Genomic DNA, 23,699 nt, shown 5'->3' on the forward strand with positions numbered 1-23,699 from the left:
ATTTCCGAGCTCCACTTACAGGGGTTTCAACATGATCGATCAATCAACCGGCATGAAATCAGGCGAGCGCTATCGCGTGGAGAACGTGGAGCGCGCTCATCAGTTTCCAGGCTTCTTTCAAGATGGGAAGTATTACCTCGGCCCTGAGCTTCTCACCGCCGTGGGCTGGCTGGAAGGTACGCGCTTCATCTACGACAGCTTGGATGCCGAAGGTGAGCCCGTATTTCCAAACCGGGAGGCAGGCACGGTCGAAGGGCTGACGCTGACCTTGGTCGTTGGCACCACCCTTGAGCTCTCGCGGATCGAGGCCAGCGACGCCATTGCCCCCCTTGACCCCAACGCCTCGGGTGCGGAACCAGAAGCGCCTGACCGTGGCGCTCCGCTCAAAGGGCCTCTGCGCGGCAAGGTTGTCGTGATCACTGGTGCTTCCTGCGGTATTGGCCGAGCCGCCGCGCATGCCTTTGCGTGCAAAGGTGCTCGCCTGGTACTGGCCGCACGCGACGAAGAGGCGTTGTTCGACGTCCTGGATGAATGCACCGATTGCGGTACGGATGCCATAGCGATCACGACCGACGTCACTCACAGCGACCAAGTTCAAGCGCTGGCCGCTCAGGCCGCAGACTTTGGCCATGGACGGGTCGATATCTGGGTCAACAACGCCGGAGTTGGCGCGGTCGGCCAGTTCGAGGACACCCCATTGGAGGCACACGAACAGGTTATCCAGACTGACCTGATCGGTTACCTGCGAGGTGCCTATGTCGCCCTTCCCTTCTTCAAGGCGCAAGGCAGCGGCATTCTGATCAACACGCTGTCGCTGGGGAGCTGGGTGGCCCAGCCCTACGCCGCCGCTTATTCGGCGAGCAAATTCGGCTTGCGTGGAATGACCGAGGCATTGCGGGGCGAACTGACTGAGTTTCCCAACATCCATGTGTGCGATATCTATCCAGCAGTCATGGACACACCAGGCTTCCGAGACGGTGGCAATTACACCGGGCATGCGCTGACACCGCCAGGCCCCGTATACGATCCCGAAATGGTGGCGAAGGCTATGGTGGCCTGCGCAATCTCGCCTCGTGCTCACACCACGGTTGGCGTTGCGGCGCGCCTCGCGCATTTGGCCAGCTACCTGATACCAGGCCTGCCTCTGTTGTCAGGAAGGCTGACGCGCTGGGGGATCAATCGCAGCCCCATAGCCGAAGCATCATCAGGCAACCTCTTTGATCCTCCAAGTGGCCGGAGGGGTATCGACGGAGGCTGGAGAAAGCCGAAAGACAAAACGCCGCTGCTGATCGGCGCAGCGGCGCTGGGAATCCTTGTAGGTTTTACACTCACACATTCACGACGCAGGGATAGCTAGAGGAGGTCTGCGTACCGAGAATGAGCATGGTTTCATTGCGAGATCACGTTCGATCCCTACTTTGCTGACGAGCTCGTGGGATTAACCGGGCGATAGTCCTCCCCTGCTACCGCTCTCAAGTAAGCAGCGTCAGCCTCCAGACGAAGATCGCGCCATTCCTGCCAGCAGATAATCCCTCGACGATCCATCTCATCGGCCTGGCGAAGCAATTCGTCATGATATTCGTCTGGCGAATCCATTCGGAAGGCCCTGCTTTTCAGCACGCGGTACCAGTCTGCCAGACAGTTGAGCTTCAGCAATTGGGCGGCAGAGAGGTTTTTCTCGAACGTTCGCATCAGGAGGCCTCACACGCTGATGGAGGGTTGAGTCACGAAGATTCCAGAGGTTCAGTAAAGCGGTGTCAGCGGCGTCGATGTGTCCAGAAGGTCGCCCCGTTATGGTTCCGCTCACGGATGGGTATGGACGGCACTGACTCAAGTTGGAGTGAATTTCTTGAACGCTGGCGATGTCGTAGTGATGGCGCGCTGCTACGTCTTGCTGGAAGAAAGCAAGCAGACCTGGATGTCCCTCCCTTCCTGCAGCCGCATGTCCGAGTACCCATATGAAAGAGCTGCTTTCCGCTGCGAAGATAATTCGCCCAACTGTTCTCATCGTTGAGGACGAACCCATGATTCGAGAGCTTTTGACCCTGTACCTGGAAGAATGGGGGGCCATGGTGACAGCGGTGGCGACTGCCGATGACGGCAATGAGGCGTTGAGGAAGCAAAATTGGACGCTGCTGATAACGGATGTGCAAACGCCTGGTTCACTCAATGGGGTCGATCTTGCCTGGATGGCAAGCCAGCAAAAACCTCAGACGCGCATCATTGTCATGAGCGGATACTACGAATTTGCAGGGAGAGTGTTGCCGCCAGGTGCCCGGTTCCTTCCTAAGCCGTGGCCAATAACCCAGCTCCAGGAACTGCTCTGCGCTCAGCTTAACCACGCCGGCGGAGGCTGAAAATTCGGCGTCTGCAGACGGGATGCGAGCTTGATCCTTCCCAAACGTTCGCGAACAAAGCTTAAGGACGCCACACACGCCTGCACCAGTTCTTTCGCGCAACCCGTCGGCCTCGGCAAGAACCCACGGAGTAAACACCCCACGCCCCGACGTCCGAGTTGAACACAGACTTTCCTGTGTGACGACATGAGGTGAAAGATCATGGCTAACAACCAAACCAATCGTGGCCATCAAGGTGGTACTGCTCAGAACAATCCTGGCAATTTTGCCAATGATCGCGAGAAAGCGTCGGAGGCAGGTCGCAAAGGCGGGCAGAGTTCAGGCGGCAATTTTGCCAACGACCGTGAGCGCGCCTCAGAGGCAGGCCGTAAAGGCGGTCAAAACAGCCACGGCGGCGGGCGCGGTAGCGAAAACCGGTAACTTGAAATGAGGCTGGCCGGGGTGCCTGGCACTCTGGCCACTTTTTGAGAAAATGAAAGCGGTCTTAAGGAGACAGCGAAATGGGCAACAAGGGTTTGCTTCTCGCTCGAAGACGACCACCAACAAGCACCAGCGCCAATGACGCTGCCGCTAGCAATAGGCTCACCCCTAGCATCTGGCTAGTGAGGTTATGAAACCCTGAAACCGCAGCGCCGATTATGGCTAACATTCCTGAAAGCCCAGCGTAGCCTACCGCAGTCATCAGCCATCCCCAGTTACGCATCCCCTACTCCTCCAATGATGATTCCAGGTCTCGAATCAGCCTGATTACGACTATACGCATTTGGCTAAGTGCCATCGGTGTGCGCAGGCGCGCCTAGAGTTTGAAGCGTACATGGATACAACTTTTACTATCCTGCCGATCAACCACCACTGCCGCGCTACCGTAGCCGGAATAGCTTTTGACCAATCGCATGCCAAGCCCCGTACCTGTCGGCTTAGGATAATTATCAGGAAAGCCGTCGCCCTCATCCCTGACGGTGAGCTGAGCATGATCGCCGGCATGCTTGACGATCACTTCTATGGATCCTTTGCCGTACTTAAGGGAGTTGGTGATCAACTCAGAGATCACTAACCCCAAGGGAGCCATTCTTTCAGGTGGCAGGACGAAGTCGTCAGCCTCCAACAGAATTTGCCGGTCGGCCAAAGCCTTGCCCAGATCACCCAACAGGGCACTTAGGTAATCGCGAGCGCGTACTTCTTGGTCTTCGGCGGCCTGGTATAGTCTCTCGTGAACACTGGCAATGGTCACCACTCGCCCTGCGGCAGTTTCGAGCTGCAACTTAACAGCCGCATCTGGCGTGAGATTGGCTTGAAGTAACAGCAGGGTGTTTACAAGGTGGAGGCTATTTTTGACGCGATGATGGATTTCTTCGAGATAAAGGTCGCTTCGATTTTGCCTGCTGTTCTGCGCCTCAATGAGAGAGAGCAGCTGAGCTTCGTACTGGTGCCGTTCAGTGATATCCCGTGATACCGCTATGATCCGTTCGACCTGACCATCCGTGCCCATGATTGGCGCCACAGTCACGTCCCACCATTTGGGTTCATCGGGAGCGATTGGGCAGTACGATTCGAACCTCATGGTTTCGCCAGCGCTAACTTTAGCTACCGCCTCCCAAACAAGTGATCGCGACTCCTCAGGCCACAAGTCATACCATCGCTGACCTTTAACACTGGTCAGTTGGGTATCCAGGAATTTCAGCCCGGCTTCATTCATGAACTCGATCTCGCCGCTCGGGGCCAGGATATCCACCCAGTCAGGGCTTGCGTTCAGAATGGTCTCGGAATAAGGGTCGGGAACTGGAACATCCACGCCTGCAGATATTCTTTCGACAGCCATGGAAATGACGTTCGAGATGCCTTCCAGAAATACCAGATCGCTCTCTACGAAATCGTCCCCGTTGCTGCTGTCGGCTTCCAGTACACCAAACGGGCTGAGCACACCCCGGATCGGGACATTGATGGCCCGCTCGATTCCATATTTTTTGAGCAGTTCCGGCGTTCGAAAGCGATTTTCCATACCCAAATGATTCGAGAGTACGGGCCTATAGGTGGCCAATGCATAGCCTGCGGGACTAGCCACATCGCCGCCCACGGTTGCCCGCCCGATGTCAGAAGCATCCCAGCCAACGCCATGGGTCAGAACAAACCCTTCCCCGTCCTCTGCTGGCTGGAGCACCTTGGAAAAACGAGTGCACATTCCTTCAGCGACTACTTCACATGCACGGGTCAGCAACAGATCCAAGTCCGCAGCCTTCAGGGACATTACGCCAAACTCGACCACGAGCTCATGTTGGCGGTGCAAGCGCGTATGAGTCTTTTTCAAGGCCGCTCGGATTGTTTCGTCCACTGGTAGCTGCTGCATAGTCTTCCCTTCCGGATTAACGGGAAACGCCCAGAATCCTTTCAGGGCGTACAGGCGGTTCGCTTACCGCTTTCCTACCATAGCCGCTAATCCATGACGGCGCCTAGCGCACCACTCATCGCCCAGTAGCAACGGCGTAGAGGCCCAGAGCCCTAATGCATATGACCCGCGAGCAAACCCTACATGCCGAAAACCATCCTCATTGTGGAAGACGACGACCTCCTAAGAGACCTAACTGCCGAGAGCCTCTCGTCACTCTACGCCGTTGCTATGACGTGCTGCGCAAATGCTGACGAGGCGTTGCATTACCTTTGCAATAAGGAAGTCCCTAGCTTGGTGATGACCGATATCCATATGCCTGGAAGCATGGACGGTTTAGGCCTTGCACACGAGATTTGGCGTCGATGGCCTACCCTGCCAGTGATTCTGACTTCGGGCGACGCAATAATCGACACCGGTTTGCTGCCTGCTCGGACAGCATTTCTCCCCAAACCTTGGGAGATTTCTGATCTCGCCTCGCTGATCAACAAATTAGTAACGCTCCCGCCGCAAGTTGAAACCTGATCCAAAGAACACTGCCTATCCCTTCCATGCTTCGTATTTGGCTAGCAGCGGTTGAACGCTCAACCCATGCAGCAGAATGCTCAACGCCACCACGGACAGCACCAGGTTGATGCTTTGCGCGGCCAAGGTGGGAAGCAGCCCATGATTGAGGGCATAGAACAGGTAGTAGAAGCTGCCGATACCTCGGATGCCAAACCACCCTAAAAGTCCACGCTGGCGGATATCCAGCATTCCTCGAGCCGGGAACAGCAGGATGCTGATGGGGCGAATGACAAAAAACAAAGCACCGGCAACAAGCACTGCCCGCCAGTCCCAATGCTCAATGAGCACTACCCCGAGCAGGGTCACCAGAAATACTTCCATTGCCCGTTCGATCAGGCTACCGAACGCCAACATGTCACCCAACATGATCCCCGCTGCTACCTGCGAGTCGTCGAGCCCTTTCAGATCGCCTTTGACTGCTAGCTCCGGTGCCACGTGCTGGTGACCTACCACAGGCTGTACCAAATGTTCAGCAGCCGGCGCTTCAGGGCTATTGGCGGTCTGCACCTCCGCCTGACGTAAACCAAGTCCCGCAGCGAACACCGCGAGGAACCCATAAGCCTGTATCGACTCGGCGCTCACGTATGCCAACGCAATCAGGGCAAGGGCCAGATAGTCATTGGGCGAGACGGTGCTGTCGTCGTTGCGCAGACGCAAGAACAGCGTGAGCTTGCCCAGGCCGCGCCCCATCCAGTAGCCAAGCACTAGACCTGCGGTTACTGCCCACAGCATGTCCTTGAGCAACCAGTCACTGAACCAAGTCTGGCCATTGTCCTGTTGCAGGAACAGTCCAAGCATGACGAAGGGAAACGCCACGCCGTCGTTGAGCCCTGCCTCACCCGACAAGCTGAAACGGACAAGATCATCGTCCCGGGCATCAACCACCTGCACCAGGGTTGCGAGCACGGGGTCAGTGGGTGCGAGGATCGCTCCGATCAGTAGCGAGACGCCCCACCCCAAGTTCAGGCCGTAGTGCAGCACCAGCGTTACCCCACCGATGCAGAGCAACATCACCGGCCCGGCTAGAAAAAAGGCGCTGCACCAACGGCGGTTGTGCAAGGGCAGGCGCAATTTCAAACCACTGAAGAACAGCGAAAACAACACCGCGACTTCTGTGAGGTGCTCCATCCACTCGCTCGACTTGCTCACGTCCAGTTGAAGAAAACCCAGCCCCGATGTCCCCAGGACGATGCCCAGGGCAAGGCACACTACAGACGAGGTCACAGGGATCCAGCGTAGGTAGGAGGATGAGAGTGCGAGCAGCAGCAAGACTGCGCCCAGCATGGCGAACCAGACGATGAAGGTCATCTGTGCAGAAGCCTTGGGAAAGTTTTCGAGTATTTTTTTGACTTTCCGGCAGGCCACGTCGTTCCGCTGCGCTTGGTGGGCTCACCCAATACCTCGGTGAAATGTAAAAAAAGATTTCAGCGCTCCACTGCGGTCAAACCCTATAGATCGCAGTGGAGATTACGTCATGAAATTCGCCCAGTTCTGCCAATGGCTCGCCAACCACGCCGGTAAGCCGAGCACCTTCTTGATCGCCGTGGTGTTGATTGCCATTTGGGCGGCCTCTGGGCCCTGGTTTCACTACAATGATACCTGGCAACTTATCGTCAACACGTCGACCACCATCATCACATTTCTGATGGTTTTCCTGATCCAGAACACCCAGAACCGGGATAACGACATCATCCACGTGAAGCTCGACGAACTGATTCGCGCTACGAAATCTGCGGAGCAGTCGGTATTGGATCTCGAAGCGCTCGATAACCGGGAAATCCATAAACTTCGCAAGCAATATCAGGCGATGGGCAGCGAATGTGATCCCCAACATCAGGCGCCTGCTGAGCATCAGACGGACGATGTGGCTCGGGATAACCTACAGCGCTAGAGACCTTGTTGGTGGCCCAGCAGAAGAGTTGAAGGTACGTCTGCAGGGGGAAGCGCTTGGTCAATAGCTTGAGCGAGCTCCTCTATCGACCACGGCTTGAAGAGGTAGGTAACAGGTGGTGTGACCTGAGAAGCATCCAGCTGATAGCCCGAGGTCAGAATGGCGGGTAGCCCAGGCCACCTTTCGTGTGCCATGGAGATGAATTCCATACCTTTGATGCTTCCCGGAACACCGTGATCGACAACGATCAACGAGCAGTCGCTCTTGAGTCCCATCAAGTGAATCAAAGCATCTTCTGAGTTATCGAACGCATCGCAGGTGGCGCCCAACTCGATCAGGATTTCCACCAGAAGGGCTTGAAGCGTTGGATCATCCTCTACGACAACTACTGTCTTCCCTGACAGCGACAAACCCTCAATGTCGAGCTTCATCACCCTCTCCAGTACGTAATCCAATGGTCGAGTGTTTCACTCTTCCGGACATGCGTCGATGGGGGCTAAAGGCCACCAAACTCAATGGCCTTACAACTTCGTCAAATGGGACAAGCCTTCACGCATGAAAATCTCCACGGTCTTTGGGCCTACGCCCTCTAAACTCAGTAGCCAGCGCTTAAATCCCTCAGCATCTGACCCCTCCTGCAGTGCCTCAAGTTGGGCAACCAGTTCCACTTCTACCTTGTTGCCAAGATCATGCAGTCGTCGGGCAGTGGATTCATCGTAGCGCGCATAGCCGGCCTGGCCGAGGAGTTTGACCAGCGTGGAATGAGAAGTCTGGGCAAGCTTAATCGGCGTATCCAGGCCCTGCTGATCGACAAGCGTCCGGTACGCCTGCACTGCTACGGTGGCGCGGATGCGCTTCCCCATGAGAAAGCTGGCCAACAACCATCTGAACACGCCAAGGGCATCCGTGACCTCAATGTCGAGGTCACAGGCAGTTATAGTCTTCAACCTTTGCTACGGCGCGGGTCAGCTGAACGTGGATAGGTGCGTTCCTCCTCGAGAGTGCCGTCCGCTTTGTGGATCTTCACGGACGCCGTCTTATCCTCGAAGACATCTGCAAGGACACTGACAAGCTCCTGCTTCGTGGCGGCTCGTTTTGAGGCTCGCTCAGCACCGACTTTCTTCAATTCCCAGCCATCCGAAGTCGGGCTGAGGTGATAACTATCCATCAGCTGGTTCTCCTCTCTAAAGGGATTGGCCATCGTCCTGAAGGTCTTCTTCAGGCTCAGCCGCATCCGTGGCATCAGCGTCATTCAGTGGCGGCGACGTGGGCTTTTCCGGATCGTTAATGAAAGGCACGTCGCTTGGGCCTTTTTCTTCAGAGCCTTCGGTTTTAGGCTGCATGGCAACACCTCCAGGCACGTTGATGGAATACCGGTCTCAGGCCCCTTAGGTAGCACCTGAGAATTTGCCGACATCGATAGGTTGCGGAACGAATTCGGGGCCCTCTCCAGCCAGCCTCCACTTCACCTTGGCAATGCCATACCGCTCAGCCATCGGGCGACTGACCAGTTTGATGTTCTGCTGACTGAAACGCGGAATGATGCCCACGCCGGCATCACAGCTGGCCCAGTGCCATGCGGCGCCGTTGTCCATTTTCTCCAGACGGATAATGAATGTCCGAGGCTCACTGTGAAGCTCGTACTCAATTACATAGAGTTGCTGTCCGATCACCAGAATTCCCTCCCTAGTCATGCGTTATTGAGCAAACCAAGGAAGAAATAATTCCATCGAAATGGCAGGCGGTAAGGCATTCTTTGCATGTACGGCGCGTGGGGGCTATTTGTCCTGACTGCCTGTAAGAAATTCGAACAAGGTTTCAGCGCAGGCTGTGATCCCTTCCACATGCACCATCTCGAAGCCATGGGTATTCTCGGTCGGTATCGCAATGCAACCGGCCCGGGCATCGATGCCGGCACTCAATACCGCACTCGCATCCGACGCAAAGTCAACGAGCAATGCCGCCTGGGGCTCATAACCGGCCTTTCGTCCAGCGGCGATCAGGCCCTGCACCACGGTGCGGCTGTAGTATCCCTTCTGGTCGCCGGTATTGATGATCGGGTTGACCGAAAGCTCCGTGCCGTACTCCTCTAGTACAGGGCCGACCTCGACGGCGATTGTGGTGTCACCGGGCAGCCGGGAAGCTGCGTACATGGCGCCGGCATTCGACTCTTCCTCCAGCGTCGTAAGCACGAACCAGACATCCTGCTTCAGTCTTTCTCGCCGTTTACTCAGCAGCTCCGCGCAGAGAATGACAGCGCTCAGCGGAGCTCGGTCGTCCAGGAAGTGAGCCGCAATACAGTCATGTACCTTGAAGGGCTTACGCCAGTGCTGACTGAGCACGACTCGAGTACCAGGCCGAACGCCTAGCTCCTGGAGTTCCGACTTGCTCTTGCGCGTGACGATGTAGACATCTTTCCACTGAACATTACCTGCCAGCACGTCTCTTCCATTCGAAGTCCGACCGCTGTTGTGCATTGAACCGTAGGACAAAACACCCGGCAGGATGTGTTCATCGCCCAGAATATCGACAGGGCAGACGCCGAAGCTTATCGGTTGCGACCCACCTAGAGCGAGCACCTCCAGGGTGCCGTTCTCCAGCACATTTCTGACAATCATCGCGATCTCATCGAGGTGGGCCATAACGCGTATGGCTGGCTCGGGGCTACAAGCGCGGCCCCCACGAATCACCCCCACCACATTTCCAGCAGGGTCAATATGGGCCTCCTCACAGAAACGGCTGAGCTCCCGCAGGCAAATGTCTCGCACCTCATCTTCTTGTCCGCCCGGCCCTCGGGCGTTGAGGAGCTCGGTCAGTAGTGCCTCAGTCTTCAAAACGTTACCTCCATGTTTGCACGCAAACGTGTTCAGGCCAGCTGGATGTACACCGAGTAGCTACCCAATAACACCCAGAACACCAGAAAGATCCAGGGCGTCCGTAGCGAGAACAGCAATGACTTTCGATGCCCTGCACGCGAGGTTTCCGCCTCACAGAACAGCGGTGACTCGTCGTAAGCCAACCCCATCAGCGGCTCGCTGCGCAGCAGGTGGCTCTGCTTGAGCTGCCAGTGATCGATGATGTTGTACGCCGCCCGGATGCCAGGCCAGGCGTTGAGCGAGCTCAGTACACCGAGTAAGGCGAGGAACGCGGGCACGATCAGGGTGAACATCTCGCCCCATCCTTGATTGAGATTCCCCATGGAAGAGACGAAGGCGATGACCAGGAATGACTGCGCCGCCAGATAGGCATCCGTGCGGTTGGCCAGGATGCTGGTTTCGTATTGGATCTCACGCCGGTAAAAATCCAGACGCTCCTTGGGAGAGCCAAACATCCTGGCATTGTGCTCGCTGATCTCGTGCTCAGGGGTCGCAGGGGTAATGATTCGAGGCACTCGCTACTCCGGGAATTAGGCTCCAAGCGAAGAGATGAGCCTGGAGCTGAGTCCGGTAGAACAGGCGATGGAGCATGGAATTCAATTGGATTGATATCCCGCACCGCTCGTCGTACCAACGGCAGATTGAAACCAACACGCGGAGGCCAGGCCTTTCGAACCGGTATGAACGTTCTCAACTGCAGGAGCTTCTACCATGCGAGACTTCCCTACCCCGCCGTTCCCTTCGCAGCCTCAAAATGTCCCTGGCTCACAGCGCAAGATGGAGCCCTACCCCGACTGTGGTGAGCAGTCGTATATCGGCCACAATCGACTCGAAGGCAAAGTTGCACTCATCACCGGAGCAGACAGCGGCATCGGTCGGGCAGTAGCGATTGCCTATGCCCGTGAAGGAGCCGACGTCGCCATCGCTTATCTGAATGAGCATGAAGACGCGCAAGAAACCGCGCGCTGGGTTGAGTCTGCAGGCCGTCAATGCCTGCTGTTGCCCGGAGATCTGGCGCAGAAACAGCATTGCTACGACATCGTCGAAAAAACAGTCAGCCAGTTCGGGCGTATCGACATCCTGGTCAACAACGCGGCGTTCCAGATGTCTCACGAGACCCTGGAGGAAATCGACGATGATGAATGGGTGAAGACCTTCGATACCAACATCACCGCCATCTTCCGTATTTGCCAGGCGGCCCTGCCTTCCATGTCCAAGGGCAGTTCGATCATCAATACGAGCTCGGTCAATTCCGACGATCCCTCCCCAAGCCTGCTGGCCTATGCCACGACCAAAGGAGCCATTGCCAACTTCACTGCTGGCCTGGCTCAGTTGCTAGGCAAGAAAGGTATTCGGGTCAACAGCGTTGCGCCAGGGCCTATCTGGACGCCTCTAATTCCTTCTACCATGCCAGACGAAGCGGTCACACAGTTTGGTTCCAAAACACCATTGGGTCGTCCTGGACAACCGGTGGAGGTCGCTCCGATTTACGTGCTGCTGGGTTCCGACGAGGCCAGTTACATCAGTGGGTCACGTTACGCAGTGACTGGCGGCAAACCGATCCTTTAGCGAATGAAGGCTCGCCGTGCTGGCGAGCCTTACCCTCTTTTTGCGTGGCAGTCTCAGCGTTTGTGCTGATCGTGATCACGGGCCGTTTTTTGCGCTGTCGAGTCATGTGATGTGCCGGTGGATCCATCCGGACGATGGGCATCGTTGTCTCGCTCCTCTTCCCCATGCGGCCTTGTCTGCGCACCTTCTTTTTGCCTGTCGCTCTCTTTCTTCATGTTGCTCTCCTCCCATTGCCTTTGAACAAGGGAAGCCAATCTACGGAGCAAAGTTCAGGTCAGTGACACTTCAGGAGATGGGCGGGCAACAGGGGCGATGAACCAATTACCCCAGGATCGCGTCCACCGCAAAACAAGCGAGTCGATTCTGGAATGGTAAACGACCCTGTACTGGCCGCCCTCGGCTATCTCAAAGACAACCGATTGATCTTGACCACAGCAGAGTCGTGCACTGCGGGCTGCATGGTGGCTTTGTTGGCGGCGGTACCGGGTACAGGAGAGGTGCTGGAAAGCGGCTACGTCGTCTACTCCCCCAGCGCCAAGAAACGCCTGCTGGGGGTCAGCGCCGAAACCATCGAACGATACGGCCTGACCAGCGAAGCAGTAGCCTGGGAAATGGCCTTGGGCGCCTTGAGAGACAGTGATGCGAATGTGGTGATCGCCACCACCGGGGTAGCCGGGCCTGCGCCCGAATCAGGGATACCACCGGGGACGATGTGCTTTGCGTGGGCTTTCGCCGGCGAGCCAATTGCCGTTTTCACACGCACTCAACGTTTCTTCGGCGAGCGGTCTGAAGTCATGCGTCAAGGCGCCCTGTTCGGATTGACCCGGCTTTCCCACTATCACCAGCGCTGGCTACGCGGTGAGCGCGCTTGAGGGCTGGGATCATGTCGGAAGATGAACTGCTATCCAGGCGTCACCCTGTTCAAGAAGATATGCCGATGCAACAGCGTGTCTGGCGCTTCGAGCGCGTGGGGTGGTACGTGCTCGTGGCCATCGTATTGCTTGCCTTGGCAGGCCTGTTCGGTAATGGCCCATTGAGCGATGCCCAGGTGGTGAGCCAGGATGGCCGGGTACGGGTTGAGTACCAGCGCCTCAGCCGAAGCGGCACGACAGACAGTCTTTTCATCACCGTTCAGGGTATCCCTGGTCAGCCGGTGGAGGTGCAACTCGAGGGGTCATTGCTCCGTGACGCCAGTATCGAGACGTTGCAACCGGAGCCACAACGGTCGATGTCGCATGGCCAGGCCATGCTGTTCCAATTAGGTACTAAGCAAGATGGGGTCGCCACCTTGTACCTAACCCTTCGAAGTGAGCACGTGGGAACCCTGAAGGGCAGCGTCATGGCTGGCCCTGAAAGCGCCGTTCACTTCTCCACATTCCTTTACCCCTAGGAGTGCGTCATGGATTCGATCCTCCGCGCAGCCGGGATGTACGTCGCCCTTATGCTGCTGTTTCGCGTAGCCGGGCGGCGCTCACTGGCCGACCTGACGACCTTTGACTTCGTCTTGCTGCTGATCATCGGGGAGGCCACCCAGCAGGCTCTTCTAGGCGAAGACTTTTCGTTCACCAATGCCATGCTGGTAATTGCCACGCTGATCGTTTTGGACGTCGGTCTTTCACTCGCAAAGCTCAACTCCAAGCCCTTAGCCAGACTTCTGGACGGGCACGCTACCCTGGTTGTAGAGAATGGGCGCTTTCTGCATCACCGCATGCGTCGGGCACGACTCACGGAGGACGATATCCTTGAGTCAGCGCGGGACAGCCAAGGCATCGAAAATATTGAGCAGGTCAAGTTCGCTATCGTCGAACGAAATGGAAAGATTTCGATCATTCCTGTCGAGTAAGGCACGGCGCTACTCCTCGCAGAGCCCAGGCCGTTCAGAGTGCCAATATCGCCTGGCTATGGTCTATGGTAGGTACGGGCATCAGTTCGCGCCGAGATATTAGCCAGGCCCGCATCCGCTCGGTATCAAAAATCTGACCCTCTTCCATCATCAGCACAATGAGCGACTGGGACATTCGGTAACAGCCGCATTGAGAACAGCGTCGCTCTTCCCAACCACCGATGCATTCGACGGACTCAGCTTGCCCGGCGCAAATCAGACAGCTCATGTAAACCCCCTTTTGTTCTTGTTCCCTGCAGGGTAAATGCGAGGTCACGAAGCTCCCTTGTGTCTCGCTTTACATGAGATATACATACCAATCCTAAATTCCCTCTATTTGCGCAGCGCTCACATAAGACGAACCAGAGCTAGATAGCCATGTCGGAATCAGAACACGTGATCTCGAAGGCATACCGATGGAAAGAGAACCAGTAGACGCTCAACAGGGTGCGCCTCAGAGAGATGAGGGTGGATGGTTGCCCCTGGAGCAGTATGGTGCGCTCGGCGATGGGCGCTCTGTGGCACTGATTGGCCTGGACGGTTCCATTGACTGGTGGTGCGTACCCCACATGGACTCCCCACCCCTGTTCGACAAACTGCTGGCCCCGCAAACAGGCGGCTGCTTCTCCATCACCCCCATCGAGTCGTTCGTTGCCGAGCGCCGTTATCTTCCTGACAGCAACGTTCTCGAAACGACGTTCATCACGGGTGATGGTCGCGCTCGACTCACAGAATCCCTGAACAGCGGCCCTGCTGGCAGGTTGCCGTGGGCAGAACTGGCCAGGCGTATCGAGGGCGTCGAAGGACAAGTGGATTTTCAGATCGCCATCGATTTCGGAACCCAGGCCGATACGGTCAGCCCCTATGTAGCGCCGAACGACAACGCCTGCGTCTTTCATGCTGGGCGCATACTTGGCATGTTCCTGCACGACGACCAAGTACACATCGAACGCAAGAACGACATGGGCGTGCGTGCATCCCTTACCGTTGCCGCTGGACAGCGCTCTGTGGTCGCGATCATTGCAGGTCGAGATGAGCCGCTGGTGGTACCGCCAGTAGCCTTGATCGATGAACGAATCGACGGCTCACACAGGGAGTGGTGCCAATGGTCTAAGGGGCTTATCTACGACGGCCCATACAGGCACCAGATAGTTCGGAACGCTTTGGCCCTCAAGCTGCTGCTGTCCTCTCCAAGCGGCTCCATTATGGCGGCAGCTACGTCATCGCTTCCTGAACGAATCGGTGGCAACAAAAACTACGACTACCGCTTCGCCTGGGTTCGTGATGCCGGCTACACCATCGAAGCGTTTCTGAGCATCGGTGCGCAGCCAGAAGCCAAGGCTGCCTTTACCTGGTTGCTGCGCCGCCTGGATGAACATGGGCCACGGGTGTTTTATACCCTGGATGGGGCCATTGGTGATTGCGTGCGCCAGGTGGATCTCCCGGGTTACAAAAACTCGCCTCCAGTGGTTGGCAACGACGCGCGCGACCAGCTGCAGCATGGTGTGTTCGGCGACATTTTCGAAACCGCCCGCTGCTTCATCGACAGCGGCAACATTCTCGACTCGCCGAGCGCCATGATCCTGTCCGAACTTGCCGACCAGTGCGCCGACTGCTGGAGGCAGGAAGACGCTGGCATCTGGGAGTTGCCGGAAAAACAGCATTACACGATGTCCAAAATCAGCTGCTGGCAAGCCTTGAGCCGGGCCATCGAATTGGCCGATGGCGGTCACCTTCCCACTACATGCCGGGAACGTTGGGATCGCGAGAGGCAACGGATCAAAGAGTGGATTGAGGCCAACTGTTGGAGCGAGGCACACCAGGCCTACCTGTTCTACCCCGACAGTGACCGCTTGGATGCTTCGGTGGCACTGGCTGTTCGATTCGGTTACCCCAGCGTGGATCGGCTGCGCAGCACGCTGGAGGCTGTTCAAAATGAGCTGGGCGCCGGCGCTTTCCACTATCGCTACAGCAAAGCTCAGGAGGAGGAAGGTTGCTTCCTAGCCTGCACGTTCTGGTTGATCGAAGCCTGGGCAATCCTTGGCCAGCAAGATCGAGCCGAGGTTGCATTTTCCAGGTCACTGAAAGAGCTGTCGCGGGGGGTGGGCATCTACTCGGAGATGATCGACCCGGAGAGTGGAGAGTACCTTGGCAACCTACCGCAGGGTCTGACCCACTTGGCTGCGCTTCGGGCAGCACTAGCCATCGGTGGTTGTCGCCCTGATCGGTGATGCCAACCATCGTGAATGATGAACCCTCCCGATTGGCAACGACTCAACCACAGGCAAGTTCTCCATTCTTTCAATCCGTGATGAGGTAACGCCATGAACGCTATCGACTTACTGATTCAAGACCACAAGCTGGTAAAGAAGCTGCTTGAGGAGCTATCTACCACCACCGAAAGGGCTGTGAAAAAACGCGCAGAACTGCTGCACCGCATCGAGCAAGAGTTGCAGATTCACACGGCACTCGAGGAGGAAATTCTCTATCCAGCCATCAAGCAGGCGGGAGGTAAGGAAGAAGCGAAGATGTACTACGAGGCTAAGGAAGAACATCGGACTGTCGACTCCCTCGTACTCCCCGATTTGCTTCACACCGAAACCGGCACCATCGAGTTTGCCGGTCGTGTAAAGGTCATGAAAGAGCTTCTGGAGCATCACATTGAGGAAGAAGAAGGCGAGCTATTTCCAACGGCCAAGAAGCTCCTGAGCAAAGACATTCTGGAGGAGCTTGGGCGAACCATGGAAACGCAGAAAAAGATGCTCAAGGGCGAGCAGCGGGCCGCCTGATACGGCCAGTCCCTGCCAGCACTCACAAGGCTGGCAGGTCTCCACTTTCAAACATCGAACAACGAGTTGGGAAAGGTTTCATGGAGCATTGGATCGGATTACTGTAATGGCCAGCCATGGTGATGACCGTGCTGGCAGCATGGTGCATCGGCTCCCGCCGTCCGGGCAGAAGAAAGGTCGGCTTCTGCTGCTTCATCGCGAGCAATGTCTTGTGGGCCGTCTGGGGCTGGCAAGCAGAGGCTTGGGCCCTGATCATCCTGCAGTTCTGTCTCTGCGCCATGAATTTGCGCGGTTGGAGGAAGAACACACAACTAGAGGTATGTGGCTGAGGGAGATTGGCTGAACTGACATCGAGTGATTCCCGGCAGCAAGTTGGTACTGTTCAACCACCCATCATGCTTCCCTCCCTGGAAGCATGGGTGAACGGATCATGCCGCCGGCTTGAGCACCACCTTCGTCCAACCATCATCCCTAGCATCGAAATGCTTGTAGGCTTCTGGGCCTTCAGCAAGCTTCAGACGATGAGAGATAATCTGGGAAGGCTTGGCACGCCCATGATGGATGAGCTCTGCAAGACGACGGTTGTAGGCCTTCACGTTCGCCTGACCTGTGCGGATCTGCTGGCCCTTAAACCAGAACGCACCGAAATCGAAGGCCATCTTGCCCTCTTTCGCCAAGTCATTCTTCGCACCAGGGTCTTCAGGCACGAACACGCCCACAACGCCAATGCCACCGGTAGCCTTGGTAGAAGCGACCAGGTTGTTCATGGTGAGGTAGTTCGCTTCATGACCATGTTTGTCGCAGCACTGATAGCCGACGCACTCGCATCCCCGGTCGGTGCCTTTGCCATGGGTAAGGTTCAATATCTCTTCCACGGCCTTCTGTTCGACTGCATTGATAGGCGTTGCCCCAAGCTGCGCGGCAAGCTGTAGGCGATCCGGCTGATTGTCGATCACGAAAACCTGTGAGGCACCTTTGATGATCGCTGAATGCGCCGCCATTAGCCCGACAGGCCCTGCACCATAGATTGCGATGCTCTCGCCTGGCTGCAAGCCGGCCAATTCCGTGGCATGCCAACCGGTGGGGAAAATATCCGAGAGCATGACGTAGTCATCTTCTCGTTCCTGGGCATCCTCAGGCAGCACCAGGCAATTGAAATCTGCGTACGGAACGCGGAGCAGTTCCGCCTGACCGCCTTGGTAGGGCCCCATCTCGGCAAAGCCGTAAGCGGCGCCGGCAGAACCGGGGTTGGCTGTCAGGCAGAATCCCGTGAGCCCTTTTTCGCAGTTCTCACAGAACCCGCAGCCTATGTTGAATGGCAGGCAGACGCGATCACCAATTTTGACCCGGTCGACTCCGGCTCCCACCTCAATCACTTCGCCGAGGTTTTCATGGCCAAAAACTCGACCTGTCTCGAAAGACGTGCGGCCTTCGTACATGTGCAGGTCGGAGCCGCAGATGTTGGTCGTGGTGATACGCACCAGTACGTCGGTGGGCTTCTCGATTTTTGCGTCAGGAACATCCTTGACCGCGACGTCTCGTGGCCCGTTGTACACGATGGCTTTCATGTTGAACTCCCAAAGTCAGGGGCGACGGAAAAGTGCCCTACCCTTTTCAGGTAATCGCTGAGCCTCAGGTGTTCACCACAGTCTGTCGCAGCTCGGATCGGCGGTACTAATCATCATCGCCCTATGATTTAGCGTCCTTGTATGTAGCGAATGAACTGTACTAATTCCTAATCAACACTGACATTGAGCATCGCAATGCTTGCAATGCCAGAAAGCCAAATCACTTTCCTGAAAACACCTAACAGAATCAAGAAAAAGCCCCCATCAGGGGGCTCTAGCAGAATGTCGGAGGAACGTGTTACCGGGCAAGCCAGCCTTCCACTACGTCGCCGCCATACTGGGCTTTCCACTCTTTGAGCAGCTTGTGATTGCCGCCCTTGGTCTCGATGATCTCGCCGTTATGCGGATTCTTATACTGCTTAACCTGGCGCGCACGACGCGGGGCCTTTCCAGCTGCTGCAGGGGCGGCGGCACGACGGTTGGCTTGAGGATCCAGGATGTTGATGATATCTCGCAGGCTGTAGCCGTACTCAGCTAGCAAGTCACGCAGTTTGGTCTCAAATTTAATTTCTTTCTGAAGTTCAGAGCTGCCTTTCAGGGCTTCAAGCTCTGCGAGTTGCGCGGCGAGTTGCTGTTCAAAGATATTGATCAAGCAGTGAATACCTGGAGAGAAAGTATAACGATTTTGATCTAGCGCAGGTACCGGCCCCACTACTGTGGGGCCTTTCGATCTCTCTAAAATGTGGCTATAAATTCAATTGGATACGCCAGAGGCCTTTGCTGCCAAAAACGCCGCAACCCATAGTTGGTCGGCGAACCATTCCGCTTCCGTAGGGCTCAACATCCAAGCCACCCATCCGAACTGAAGCATAATCGACTGCTCATAAGGTCTGATCGACAGGTCGTAAATGGCCTGTGCCTCGTCGGCAAAATGAACGACTGGGTCTGGATCTCTCAGCGCTCCAATTGCGGCGAAATCTGCGCCATCCCCGTCGCAGTGCATTTTATCAATACCTACTTGAGGCTTTGATAAATGCGGCATGATCAATTGAGTCCAAAAACCTATGGTGTCGTAGACCTTCATGGACTTGCGGTCGTAGGCGTTTGTTAGTGATAGACGCAGATTCATGGCCGCCCGGAGTAAGCCGACTGCGTGTCGGCGCTGATTGAAAACTGACCCACCCTGCCGATTGAAAAATGACCCAGGGCTGCTTGCCGATTTAGACCCCGGCAATTGTGGATAAGCCTAGCAGTCGACAGCGTCGTGAAAGTGCTGACCCTGCACTCAGCAAGGCCAGCCCAAAGAGGTCAAAACGGGTCGTCCTCCGATTCCTCGACATCCTGCCGTCTGCGCTCCCTCGCCTGGATCTTGGTCTTGGCCACCAAGGTGCTGTTTTGCAGGCGGTATGATTCATTCCCCGTCTCGACGATGTGGCAGTGGTGTGTCAATCGGTCGAGCAAGGCCGTGGTCATCTTGGCGTCGCCAAATACGCTCGACCACTCGGCGAAGCTGAGGTTGGTGGTGATGATCACGCTGGTGTGCTCGTAAAGCTTCGAAAGCAGGTGGAACAGCAGGGCTCCGCCGCTCTGACTGAAAGGTAGGTAGCCAAGCTCATCAAGGATTACCAGATCTGCACGCAGTAGTCCTCGGGCGATACGCCCTGTCTTGCCCTCATGTTTTTCACGCTCCAGCAGGTTGACCAGATCGACTGTGGAGTGAAAACGCACACGCTTGTTATGTTGGGTGATGCCGGCCACTGCCAAGGCAGTAGCGAGGTGCGTTTTACCGGTGCCAGGGCCACCGATGAACACCACATTTTGCGCTGTGTCGGTGAAGGCCAGAGTGGACAGTTCCCTGATCAATCGGACATCGGCGCTGGATACACCGAAGTCGAAGCCAGCCAGGTCACGGTGCATGGGCAGTTTCGCCATGCTCATCTGATGATGCACCGAGCGTACTGCTCGGTCGGCGTGCTCTTGATCAAGGAGATGCTCGATCAGCCATTTCGATGACGCAGTGGAAGATTCGCCTTGTGCGGCCAGCTCTGCCCAGGCATCGGCCATGCCGTGCAGGCGTAAGTCTTTGAGTTCCTCTGTGAGATCACGCATTGCGCACCTCCTCATCCGTGCTGCGCAACCGGTCATAGCGTGCGGTATTGGCAACAGGGGTAACGTTCAGTTGCAGGTTGGTTTCGACCGAGGGTGGTGCTTCACGAGCGGTCAGACGGGCCACGATGTTGAGGATGTGGTCAGCGCTCAGGCTGCCAGACTCCAAAACCAGCTCAACCGCTACGAGAACAGCATCCAGGCCAGCGATGGGCACGGCGGCCAAGACCTGGGTCATAACCCGGTCACCCTGTAGATTCCGCAGCAGCCCGCGCCTGAGCAGGCGTAGTGGCTTAGGCAGATCGGCAAACGGGGCACCATTGCGTAGGGCCCCCGGTTTGCGTTCAATGAGGGGGATGTAGTGTTGCCAGTCGTAGCTGACCTGATCGCGATCAAACAGGCGCTCATGGCTAGCAATCACACCCTCATCGGCAATCACGACGATTCGCGAGGGATAGAGCCGACTGCTGACCCACTGGCCAACACGCTCACAGGGTACTGAATAGCGGTTGCGAGCCACGTTGATCAGACAGGTGCTGGAAACGCGAACCGTGCGTTCTACATATCCGTCGAAAGGCGTCGGCATCGGCATCATTTCGACGCGCTCCAATTCCAAGACTTCTGCGACGGTAAGGCCGTTGTACTGCGGATGAATCAGCTCATGCCAGAGAGCCCGGCAGCGCTGGGCAAGCCAGGCATTCAACTCTTCGAAGCTATGGAAAGTATTGTCGCGGGCGGACAGCCAGATGCGGCGCCGACTGTCTTGGACATTCTTTTCGACGATACCTTTTTCCCAGCCGGACGCTACGTTGCAGAAGTCCGGGTCGAACAGGTAGTGCGAGCACATCACCATGAAGCGAGCATTGACCGTGCGGCCTTTACCCTTGGAGACCTTGTCGACCGCAGTTTTCATGTTGTCGTAGATGCCGCGACGCGGCACGCCACCTAAGGCGGCGAATGAGCGGGTATGGGCATCGAACAGCATTTCATGCCCTTGGCTGGGATAGGCCACTAGCCAGAAAGCTCGGCTGGCACATAGCTTCATGTGCGCGACCTGGACGCGCCTGAAAACACCGCCAACCAGCAGGCCTTCCTCGCTCCAATCGAACTGGAAGGCCTCGCCCAAGGCGAATGCCAACGGCACAAATGCCCGTACCGCCTTGCCTTGCTCTCCGCGCCAATGACGAACGAAGGCAGTGAGCTGGCTGTAGCCGCCGTCATAGCCTTCAGCGCGGATCATGGCCAGCAGCGCCTTGGCACTGCGACGATGTTGCTTGGCCCTTAAGGCATCAGCCCGCAGCGCTTGCTCCAACATCTCGTGAAAGGGACTGAGCTTGTTGAACACGGCTCGACGCTGATAAACCGGCTGTTTGGACTCCGGCGCTCTGACCCATTTTCGGATGGTGTTGCGCGACAGTCCGGTGCGCTTGGCTATCTCATGCAACGACAGCTTGTCGCGGAAATACATCCGCCGAATTTTGCCCATCATTTCCATGCTGATCACCCTGTGTTCTCCTGCTCAAAAATTGAGCAGGTGCAGTGGAACACCTGGGTCAGTTTTCAGTCAGCACAACGGGCGAAACTGGGTCAGTTTTCGGTCAGCGGCAACAGCCGACTGCGATTTGATGGGCCTGGCAGGGCGTATAAGCTACTCGGAAATCATGTAGCCATGTATCAATGAGGCCCGTGCTGGTGAGGCTCACAGAGGCCTTGTAGCTCTCCTCCGTTTCTGGAAAATTAAAGGCCGAGGTAGCCTCAAATAGAGCGGTGGCTTTGCACTTGCTGTAATTCATTTTGCACTCTAGAAAATACGCTTACCTACCAAAACGGTTCGTTTCGGCAAACCTTGAGCGTAAAATTCAAATTTCTTCGAAATTTTTCATAGCGTGGGGCACGCACTGCATCACCGATCGAAGAGATGGCTGACTCCGCAAAATTCAGGCAAAAAAAAGCCCCACTTAAGGGGCTTTTCACACGCGCCTAGATATTCCATATCTTCGATCGCGGCTCTTGATGGAGATCGGAGGTCTTACACATCAGCTGCAGTGTCCATGAGCGCTCCACTTCGAGATGGAGAGAGCATATTGGAAACATCATCCATTCGTCAAATTTATTTTTATTTACAAATACTTATAAGAAGTTGGCCTTCTCCCCCAGGACAGAGATACCAGTCTCTAGGGAATCTCCGAACAAGCCTTCAGTTATGCGAGAATCCCCGCAACACCTGATCCGAGCCGCCCATGAGCCAGATGAGCTTTTCCGACTTTGAGTACGCCGGCAAGCGCAAGCAAACCCGCCGAGAGCGCTTCCTCGCCGAAATGGATCAGGTGGTGCCCTGGGCAGGCCTGCTGGAGCTGATCGAACCGTTCTACCCCAAGGCCGGCGGCGGTAGAAAACCCTATCCTCTGGAAACCATGCTGCGCATCCATCTGTTGCAGAACTGGTTCTCCCTGAGCGACCCGGCCATGGAAGAAGCGCTCTACGAAATCACGCCCATGCGCCAGTTCGCACGCCTGACGCTGAGCGCGCCAATCCCCGAAGACACCACGATCATGAACTTCCGGCACTTGCTGGAGAAGCATCAGCTCGCACCGGCAATCCTTGCGGTCATCAATGGTTATCTGCAGGAAAAAGGCCTGTCGCTGCGCCAAGGCACCATCGTCGATGCCACCATTATTCATGCCCCCAGCTCGACCAAAAATAAAGAAGGCAAGCGTGATCCCGAGATGCACCAGACCAAGAAAGGCGGTCAGTATTTCTTCGGGATGAAGGCGCACATCGGTGCCGATGTCGAGTCCGGCCTGGTGCATCACGTCCATGGCACCGCTGCCAATGTGGCCGATGTCACGCAGGTGGCTGAACTGCTGCATGGCGAAGAAAACGCCGTGTATGCAGATGCCGGTTACACCGGTGTCGAAAGGCGCGAAGAGCATGAAAATCGGGGGGTGATCTGGCAGATTGCAGCGCGTCGCAGCACCTATTCCAAGCTGAACCAGCGCAGCGTACTGTACAAAGCCAAGCGCAAGATCGAGTTCTGCAAGGCTCAGACACGGGCCAAGGTCGAGCATCCGTTTCGCGTGATCAAGCGGCAGTTTGGTTACGTGAAAGTACGTTTTCGTGGGCTGATGAAAAACACGGCTCAGTTGACCACGCTGTTCGCCCTGGCAAACCTGTGGAGGGTTCGAAAACAGCTCATGGGTATGGGTGAGGTTCGCGTTTAACACGGAGAACCGGTCGAAAAAGCTCTCCGTACATGATTTTTCGGTCACTTTTCGTCCAATGACGCTGTAGGTGCCTGGAAAATTGCAACTTGCCGCGGCTGCACGACAAGTTGATCGGAGCATCCCTAGGATAACCAGGCGGCCTGTACTCTAATCCGGCCACCTAAGCTACTCACCATTGTCAATTTCGGCGGACTTTGCATATCTGAGAGTTTCTCCGCGATCAGGCCACGTGCTCTCCAACGATCGCGGACAAGGGATACGTTCAAGGATCAGCTCTGTATTTGCTATGATACCTCTACCAATGGCGCTCCCCCCTTCGAAGTATTCAGGCACGATCATGACGCTTACAGATGCAGTAATTGTCCTCCTTCTGGCCGAGAGAATTCACGGCACAGATGAGGCCATACGAAAGTCAGCGAAGAATGTGGCCAAGAAGCTACCGCGTAGTAAGCGCGACCTTATGTACCACATAGCTAAAAGCCAAAGG

29 protein-coding genes are annotated in these 23,699 nt (G+C 56.2%); 13 read left to right on the plus strand and 16 right to left on the minus strand.

What is annotated here, in order from left to right; genetic code table 11:
• Positions 1-31 precede the first annotated feature (31 nt).
• Positions 32-1,357 (plus strand): SDR family oxidoreductase, encoded by a 1,326-nt coding sequence (locus KW568_RS19185; RefSeq protein ID WP_004573954.1) that lies wholly within the window; start codon positions 32-34, stop codon positions 1,355-1,357.
• Positions 1,358-1,413: 56 nt separating this feature from the next.
• On the opposite strand, the gene KW568_RS19190 is transcribed toward KW568_RS19185, so the two are convergent.
• Complete coding sequence (locus KW568_RS19190) at positions 1,414-1,692, minus strand: hypothetical protein (protein ID WP_004573953.1); 279 nt, start codon at positions 1,690-1,692, stop codon at positions 1,414-1,416.
• 266 nt (positions 1,693-1,958) lie between these two features.
• On the opposite strand from KW568_RS19190, the gene KW568_RS19195 reads away from it, so the two are divergent.
• Together KW568_RS19195 and KW568_RS19200 are read left to right on the plus strand one after the other, a co-directional pair.
• The gene (locus KW568_RS19195) at positions 1,959-2,357 is read left to right on the plus strand and encodes a response regulator (protein WP_004573952.1); all 399 of its coding nucleotides are present in this window, start codon (positions 1,959-1,961) and stop codon (positions 2,355-2,357) included.
• Positions 2,358-2,558: 201 nt separating this feature from the next.
• Positions 2,559-2,777, plus strand: coding sequence for a general stress protein (locus KW568_RS19200; protein WP_004573951.1), 219 nt, complete (start codon positions 2,559-2,561; stop codon positions 2,775-2,777).
• Between the two features lie 376 nt (positions 2,778-3,153).
• Here KW568_RS19200 and KW568_RS19205 read toward each other — a convergent pair whose 3' ends face one another.
• Entirely contained in the window at positions 3,154-4,701 is a 1,548-nt protein-coding gene (locus KW568_RS19205; protein WP_004573950.1) for a sensor histidine kinase, read from the minus strand.
• 183 nt (positions 4,702-4,884) lie between these two features.
• Here KW568_RS19205 and KW568_RS19210 point away from each other — a divergent pair, with 183 nt between their 5' ends.
• Positions 4,885-5,265 (plus strand): response regulator, encoded by a 381-nt coding sequence (locus tag KW568_RS19210; protein WP_004573949.1) that lies wholly within the window; start codon positions 4,885-4,887, stop codon positions 5,263-5,265.
• 15 nt (positions 5,266-5,280) lie between these two features.
• Here KW568_RS19210 and KW568_RS19215 read toward each other — a convergent pair whose 3' ends face one another.
• On the minus strand, positions 5,281-6,615 hold the full coding sequence (locus KW568_RS19215; protein ID WP_004573948.1) for a sodium:proton antiporter: 1,335 nt from the start codon (positions 6,613-6,615) through the stop codon (positions 5,281-5,283).
• Positions 6,616-6,781: 166 nt separating this feature from the next.
• Between KW568_RS19215 and KW568_RS19220 the strand changes: the two genes are divergently transcribed.
• Positions 6,782-7,198 carry a low affinity iron permease family protein gene (locus KW568_RS19220; protein ID WP_004573947.1) on the plus strand — a complete coding sequence of 139 codons (417 nt, stop codon included), beginning with the start codon at positions 6,782-6,784 and terminating at the stop codon, positions 7,196-7,198.
• Here KW568_RS19220 and KW568_RS19225 read toward each other — a convergent pair.
• The 7 genes from KW568_RS19225 to KW568_RS19255 all read right to left on the minus strand — a co-directional run bounded on the left by KW568_RS19225 (position 7,195) and on the right by KW568_RS19255 (position 10,589).
• Positions 7,195-7,629, minus strand: coding sequence for a response regulator (locus KW568_RS19225; RefSeq protein WP_004573946.1), 435 nt, complete (start codon positions 7,627-7,629; stop codon positions 7,195-7,197). The genes KW568_RS19220 and KW568_RS19225 overlap by 4 nt on opposite strands.
• A gap of 90 nt (positions 7,630-7,719) precedes the next feature.
• A complete protein-coding gene (locus KW568_RS19230) occupies positions 7,720-8,145 on the minus strand; it encodes a hypothetical protein (protein WP_004573945.1) in 426 nt (141 codons plus the stop codon).
• Complete coding sequence (locus tag KW568_RS19235) at positions 8,142-8,366, minus strand: DUF2188 domain-containing protein (RefSeq protein ID WP_004573944.1); 225 nt, start codon at positions 8,364-8,366, stop codon at positions 8,142-8,144. The genes KW568_RS19230 and KW568_RS19235 overlap by 4 nt, the downstream gene beginning before the upstream one ends.
• Positions 8,367-8,382: 16 nt before the next feature.
• The gene (locus tag KW568_RS19240) at positions 8,383-8,541 is read right to left on the minus strand and encodes a hypothetical protein (RefSeq protein ID WP_004573942.1); all 159 of its coding nucleotides are present in this window, start codon (positions 8,539-8,541) and stop codon (positions 8,383-8,385) included.
• A gap of 45 nt (positions 8,542-8,586) precedes the next feature.
• Positions 8,587-8,871 carry a DUF6555 family protein gene (locus KW568_RS19245; protein ID WP_029380192.1) on the minus strand — a complete coding sequence of 95 codons (285 nt, stop codon included), beginning with the start codon at positions 8,869-8,871 and terminating at the stop codon, positions 8,587-8,589.
• A gap of 105 nt (positions 8,872-8,976) precedes the next feature.
• Positions 8,977-10,032 carry a peptidase M42 gene (locus tag KW568_RS19250; protein ID WP_004573939.1) on the minus strand — a complete coding sequence of 352 codons (1,056 nt, stop codon included), beginning with the start codon at positions 10,030-10,032 and terminating at the stop codon, positions 8,977-8,979.
• Positions 10,033-10,064: 32 nt separating this feature from the next.
• Positions 10,065-10,589 (minus strand): hypothetical protein, encoded by a 525-nt coding sequence (locus KW568_RS19255; protein ID WP_004573937.1) that lies wholly within the window; start codon positions 10,587-10,589, stop codon positions 10,065-10,067.
• 196 nt (positions 10,590-10,785) lie between these two features.
• Here KW568_RS19255 and KW568_RS19260 point away from each other — a divergent pair, with 196 nt between their 5' ends.
• On the plus strand, positions 10,786-11,643 hold the full coding sequence (locus KW568_RS19260; protein WP_004573935.1) for an SDR family oxidoreductase: 858 nt from the start codon (positions 10,786-10,788) through the stop codon (positions 11,641-11,643).
• 53 nt (positions 11,644-11,696) lie between these two features.
• Here the strand turns inward: KW568_RS19260 and KW568_RS19265 are convergent, their stop codons facing one another.
• Positions 11,697-11,858: a hypothetical protein gene (locus KW568_RS19265; protein ID WP_198290782.1), complete on the minus strand. Its 162-nt coding sequence runs from the start codon at positions 11,856-11,858 to the stop codon at positions 11,697-11,699.
• A 153-nt stretch (positions 11,859-12,011) separates the two neighbouring features.
• Between KW568_RS19265 and KW568_RS19270 the strand changes: the two genes are divergently transcribed.
• The 6 genes from KW568_RS19270 to KW568_RS19295 all read left to right on the plus strand — a co-directional run bounded on the left by KW568_RS19270 (position 12,012) and on the right by KW568_RS19295 (position 16,643).
• Positions 12,012-12,515, plus strand: coding sequence for a CinA family protein (locus KW568_RS19270; RefSeq protein WP_004573933.1), 504 nt, complete (start codon positions 12,012-12,014; stop codon positions 12,513-12,515).
• A 65-nt stretch (positions 12,516-12,580) separates the two neighbouring features.
• Positions 12,581-13,033 (plus strand): hypothetical protein, encoded by a 453-nt coding sequence (locus KW568_RS19275; protein WP_004573932.1) that lies wholly within the window; start codon positions 12,581-12,583, stop codon positions 13,031-13,033.
• 9 nt (positions 13,034-13,042) lie between these two features.
• Positions 13,043-13,486: a DUF421 domain-containing protein gene (locus tag KW568_RS19280; RefSeq protein WP_004573931.1), complete on the plus strand. Its 444-nt coding sequence runs from the start codon at positions 13,043-13,045 to the stop codon at positions 13,484-13,486.
• 515 nt (positions 13,487-14,001) lie between these two features.
• Positions 14,002-15,756: a glycoside hydrolase family 15 protein gene (locus tag KW568_RS19285; protein ID WP_004573928.1), complete on the plus strand. Its 1,755-nt coding sequence runs from the start codon at positions 14,002-14,004 to the stop codon at positions 15,754-15,756.
• Positions 15,757-15,849: 93 nt separating this feature from the next.
• The gene (locus tag KW568_RS19290; RefSeq protein WP_004573926.1) at positions 15,850-16,314 is read left to right on the plus strand and encodes a hemerythrin domain-containing protein; all 465 of its coding nucleotides are present in this window, start codon (positions 15,850-15,852) and stop codon (positions 16,312-16,314) included.
• Positions 16,315-16,430: 116 nt separating this feature from the next.
• On the plus strand, positions 16,431-16,643 hold the full coding sequence (locus KW568_RS19295) for a hypothetical protein (protein ID WP_009684109.1): 213 nt from the start codon (positions 16,431-16,433) through the stop codon (positions 16,641-16,643).
• 99 nt (positions 16,644-16,742) lie between these two features.
• On the opposite strand, the gene KW568_RS19300 is transcribed toward KW568_RS19295, so the two are convergent.
• The 5 genes from KW568_RS19300 to istA form a co-directional block, all read right to left on the minus strand.
• Positions 16,743-17,882: a glutathione-independent formaldehyde dehydrogenase gene (locus KW568_RS19300; RefSeq protein ID WP_004573923.1), complete on the minus strand. Its 1,140-nt coding sequence runs from the start codon at positions 17,880-17,882 to the stop codon at positions 16,743-16,745.
• A gap of 298 nt (positions 17,883-18,180) precedes the next feature.
• Positions 18,181-18,534 (minus strand): histone-like nucleoid-structuring protein, MvaT/MvaU family, encoded by a 354-nt coding sequence (locus KW568_RS19305; protein WP_004573922.1) that lies wholly within the window; start codon positions 18,532-18,534, stop codon positions 18,181-18,183.
• Positions 18,535-18,636: 102 nt separating this feature from the next.
• Positions 18,637-18,966 (minus strand): hypothetical protein, encoded by a 330-nt coding sequence (locus KW568_RS19310; protein WP_259536594.1) that lies wholly within the window; start codon positions 18,964-18,966, stop codon positions 18,637-18,639.
• Between the two features lie 224 nt (positions 18,967-19,190).
• Complete coding sequence (gene istB / locus KW568_RS19315; protein ID WP_013970780.1) at positions 19,191-19,991, minus strand: IS21-like element helper ATPase IstB; 801 nt, start codon at positions 19,989-19,991, stop codon at positions 19,191-19,193.
• On the minus strand, positions 19,984-21,483 hold the full coding sequence (gene istA, locus KW568_RS19320) for an IS21 family transposase (RefSeq protein ID WP_169725187.1): 1,500 nt from the start codon (positions 21,481-21,483) through the stop codon (positions 19,984-19,986). Before istA ends, istB begins: the two co-directional genes overlap by 8 nt.
• Before the next feature lie 745 nt (positions 21,484-22,228).
• Here istA and KW568_RS19325 point away from each other — a divergent pair.
• Positions 22,229-23,209 carry an IS5-like element ISPa41 family transposase gene (locus tag KW568_RS19325; RefSeq protein WP_014003920.1) on the plus strand — a complete coding sequence of 327 codons (981 nt, stop codon included), beginning with the start codon at positions 22,229-22,231 and terminating at the stop codon, positions 23,207-23,209.
• Positions 23,210-23,699 lie beyond the last annotated feature (490 nt).

Source organism: Pseudomonas sp. HD6515, from assembly GCF_024971855.1.
Lineage (GTDB): Bacteria > Pseudomonadota > Gammaproteobacteria > Pseudomonadales > Pseudomonadaceae > Aquipseudomonas > Aquipseudomonas alloputida.

Excerpts from the sequence above, each read along its gene's own strand:
- KW568_RS19185 (WP_004573954.1), top strand. The coding sequence starts at position 32 with ATGATCGATCAATCAACCGGCATGAAATCAGGCGAGCGCTATCGCGTG.
- KW568_RS19190 (WP_004573953.1), bottom strand. The coding sequence starts at position 1,692 with ATGCGAACGTTCGAGAAAAACCTCTCTGCCGCCCAATTGCTGAAGCTC.
- KW568_RS19195 (WP_004573952.1), top strand. The coding sequence starts at position 1,959 with ATGAAAGAGCTGCTTTCCGCTGCGAAGATAATTCGCCCAACTGTTCTC.
- KW568_RS19200 (WP_004573951.1), top strand. The coding sequence starts at position 2,559 with ATGGCTAACAACCAAACCAATCGTGGCCATCAAGGTGGTACTGCTCAG.
- KW568_RS19205 (WP_004573950.1), bottom strand. The coding sequence starts at position 4,701 with ATGCAGCAGCTACCAGTGGACGAAACAATCCGAGCGGCCTTGAAAAAG.
- KW568_RS19210 (WP_004573949.1), top strand. The coding sequence starts at position 4,885 with ATGCCGAAAACCATCCTCATTGTGGAAGACGACGACCTCCTAAGAGAC.
- KW568_RS19215 (WP_004573948.1), bottom strand. The coding sequence starts at position 6,615 with ATGACCTTCATCGTCTGGTTCGCCATGCTGGGCGCAGTCTTGCTGCTG.
- KW568_RS19220 (WP_004573947.1), top strand. The coding sequence starts at position 6,782 with ATGAAATTCGCCCAGTTCTGCCAATGGCTCGCCAACCACGCCGGTAAG.
- KW568_RS19225 (WP_004573946.1), bottom strand. The coding sequence starts at position 7,629 with ATGAAGCTCGACATTGAGGGTTTGTCGCTGTCAGGGAAGACAGTAGTT.
- KW568_RS19235 (WP_004573944.1), bottom strand. The coding sequence starts at position 8,366 with ATGGATAGTTATCACCTCAGCCCGACTTCGGATGGCTGGGAATTGAAG.
- KW568_RS19240 (WP_004573942.1), bottom strand. The coding sequence starts at position 8,541 with ATGCAGCCTAAAACCGAAGGCTCTGAAGAAAAAGGCCCAAGCGACGTG.
- KW568_RS19260 (WP_004573935.1), top strand. The coding sequence starts at position 10,786 with ATGCGAGACTTCCCTACCCCGCCGTTCCCTTCGCAGCCTCAAAATGTC.
- KW568_RS19265 (WP_198290782.1), bottom strand. The coding sequence starts at position 11,858 with ATGAAGAAAGAGAGCGACAGGCAAAAAGAAGGTGCGCAGACAAGGCCG.
- KW568_RS19270 (WP_004573933.1), top strand. The coding sequence starts at position 12,012 with ATGGTAAACGACCCTGTACTGGCCGCCCTCGGCTATCTCAAAGACAAC.
- KW568_RS19275 (WP_004573932.1), top strand. The coding sequence starts at position 12,581 with ATGCAACAGCGTGTCTGGCGCTTCGAGCGCGTGGGGTGGTACGTGCTC.
- KW568_RS19280 (WP_004573931.1), top strand. The coding sequence starts at position 13,043 with ATGGATTCGATCCTCCGCGCAGCCGGGATGTACGTCGCCCTTATGCTG.
- KW568_RS19290 (WP_004573926.1), top strand. The coding sequence starts at position 15,850 with ATGAACGCTATCGACTTACTGATTCAAGACCACAAGCTGGTAAAGAAG.
- KW568_RS19295 (WP_009684109.1), top strand. The coding sequence starts at position 16,431 with ATGGTGATGACCGTGCTGGCAGCATGGTGCATCGGCTCCCGCCGTCCG.
- KW568_RS19300 (WP_004573923.1), bottom strand. The coding sequence starts at position 17,882 with ATGAAAGCCATCGTGTACAACGGGCCACGAGACGTCGCGGTCAAGGAT.
- KW568_RS19310 (WP_259536594.1), bottom strand. The coding sequence starts at position 18,966 with ATGAAGGTCTACGACACCATAGGTTTTTGGACTCAATTGATCATGCCG.
- istB (WP_013970780.1), bottom strand. The coding sequence starts at position 19,991 with ATGCGTGATCTCACAGAGGAACTCAAAGACTTACGCCTGCACGGCATG.
- istA (WP_169725187.1), bottom strand. The coding sequence starts at position 21,483 with ATGGAAATGATGGGCAAAATTCGGCGGATGTATTTCCGCGACAAGCTG.
- KW568_RS19325 (WP_014003920.1), top strand. The coding sequence starts at position 22,229 with ATGAGCCAGATGAGCTTTTCCGACTTTGAGTACGCCGGCAAGCGCAAG.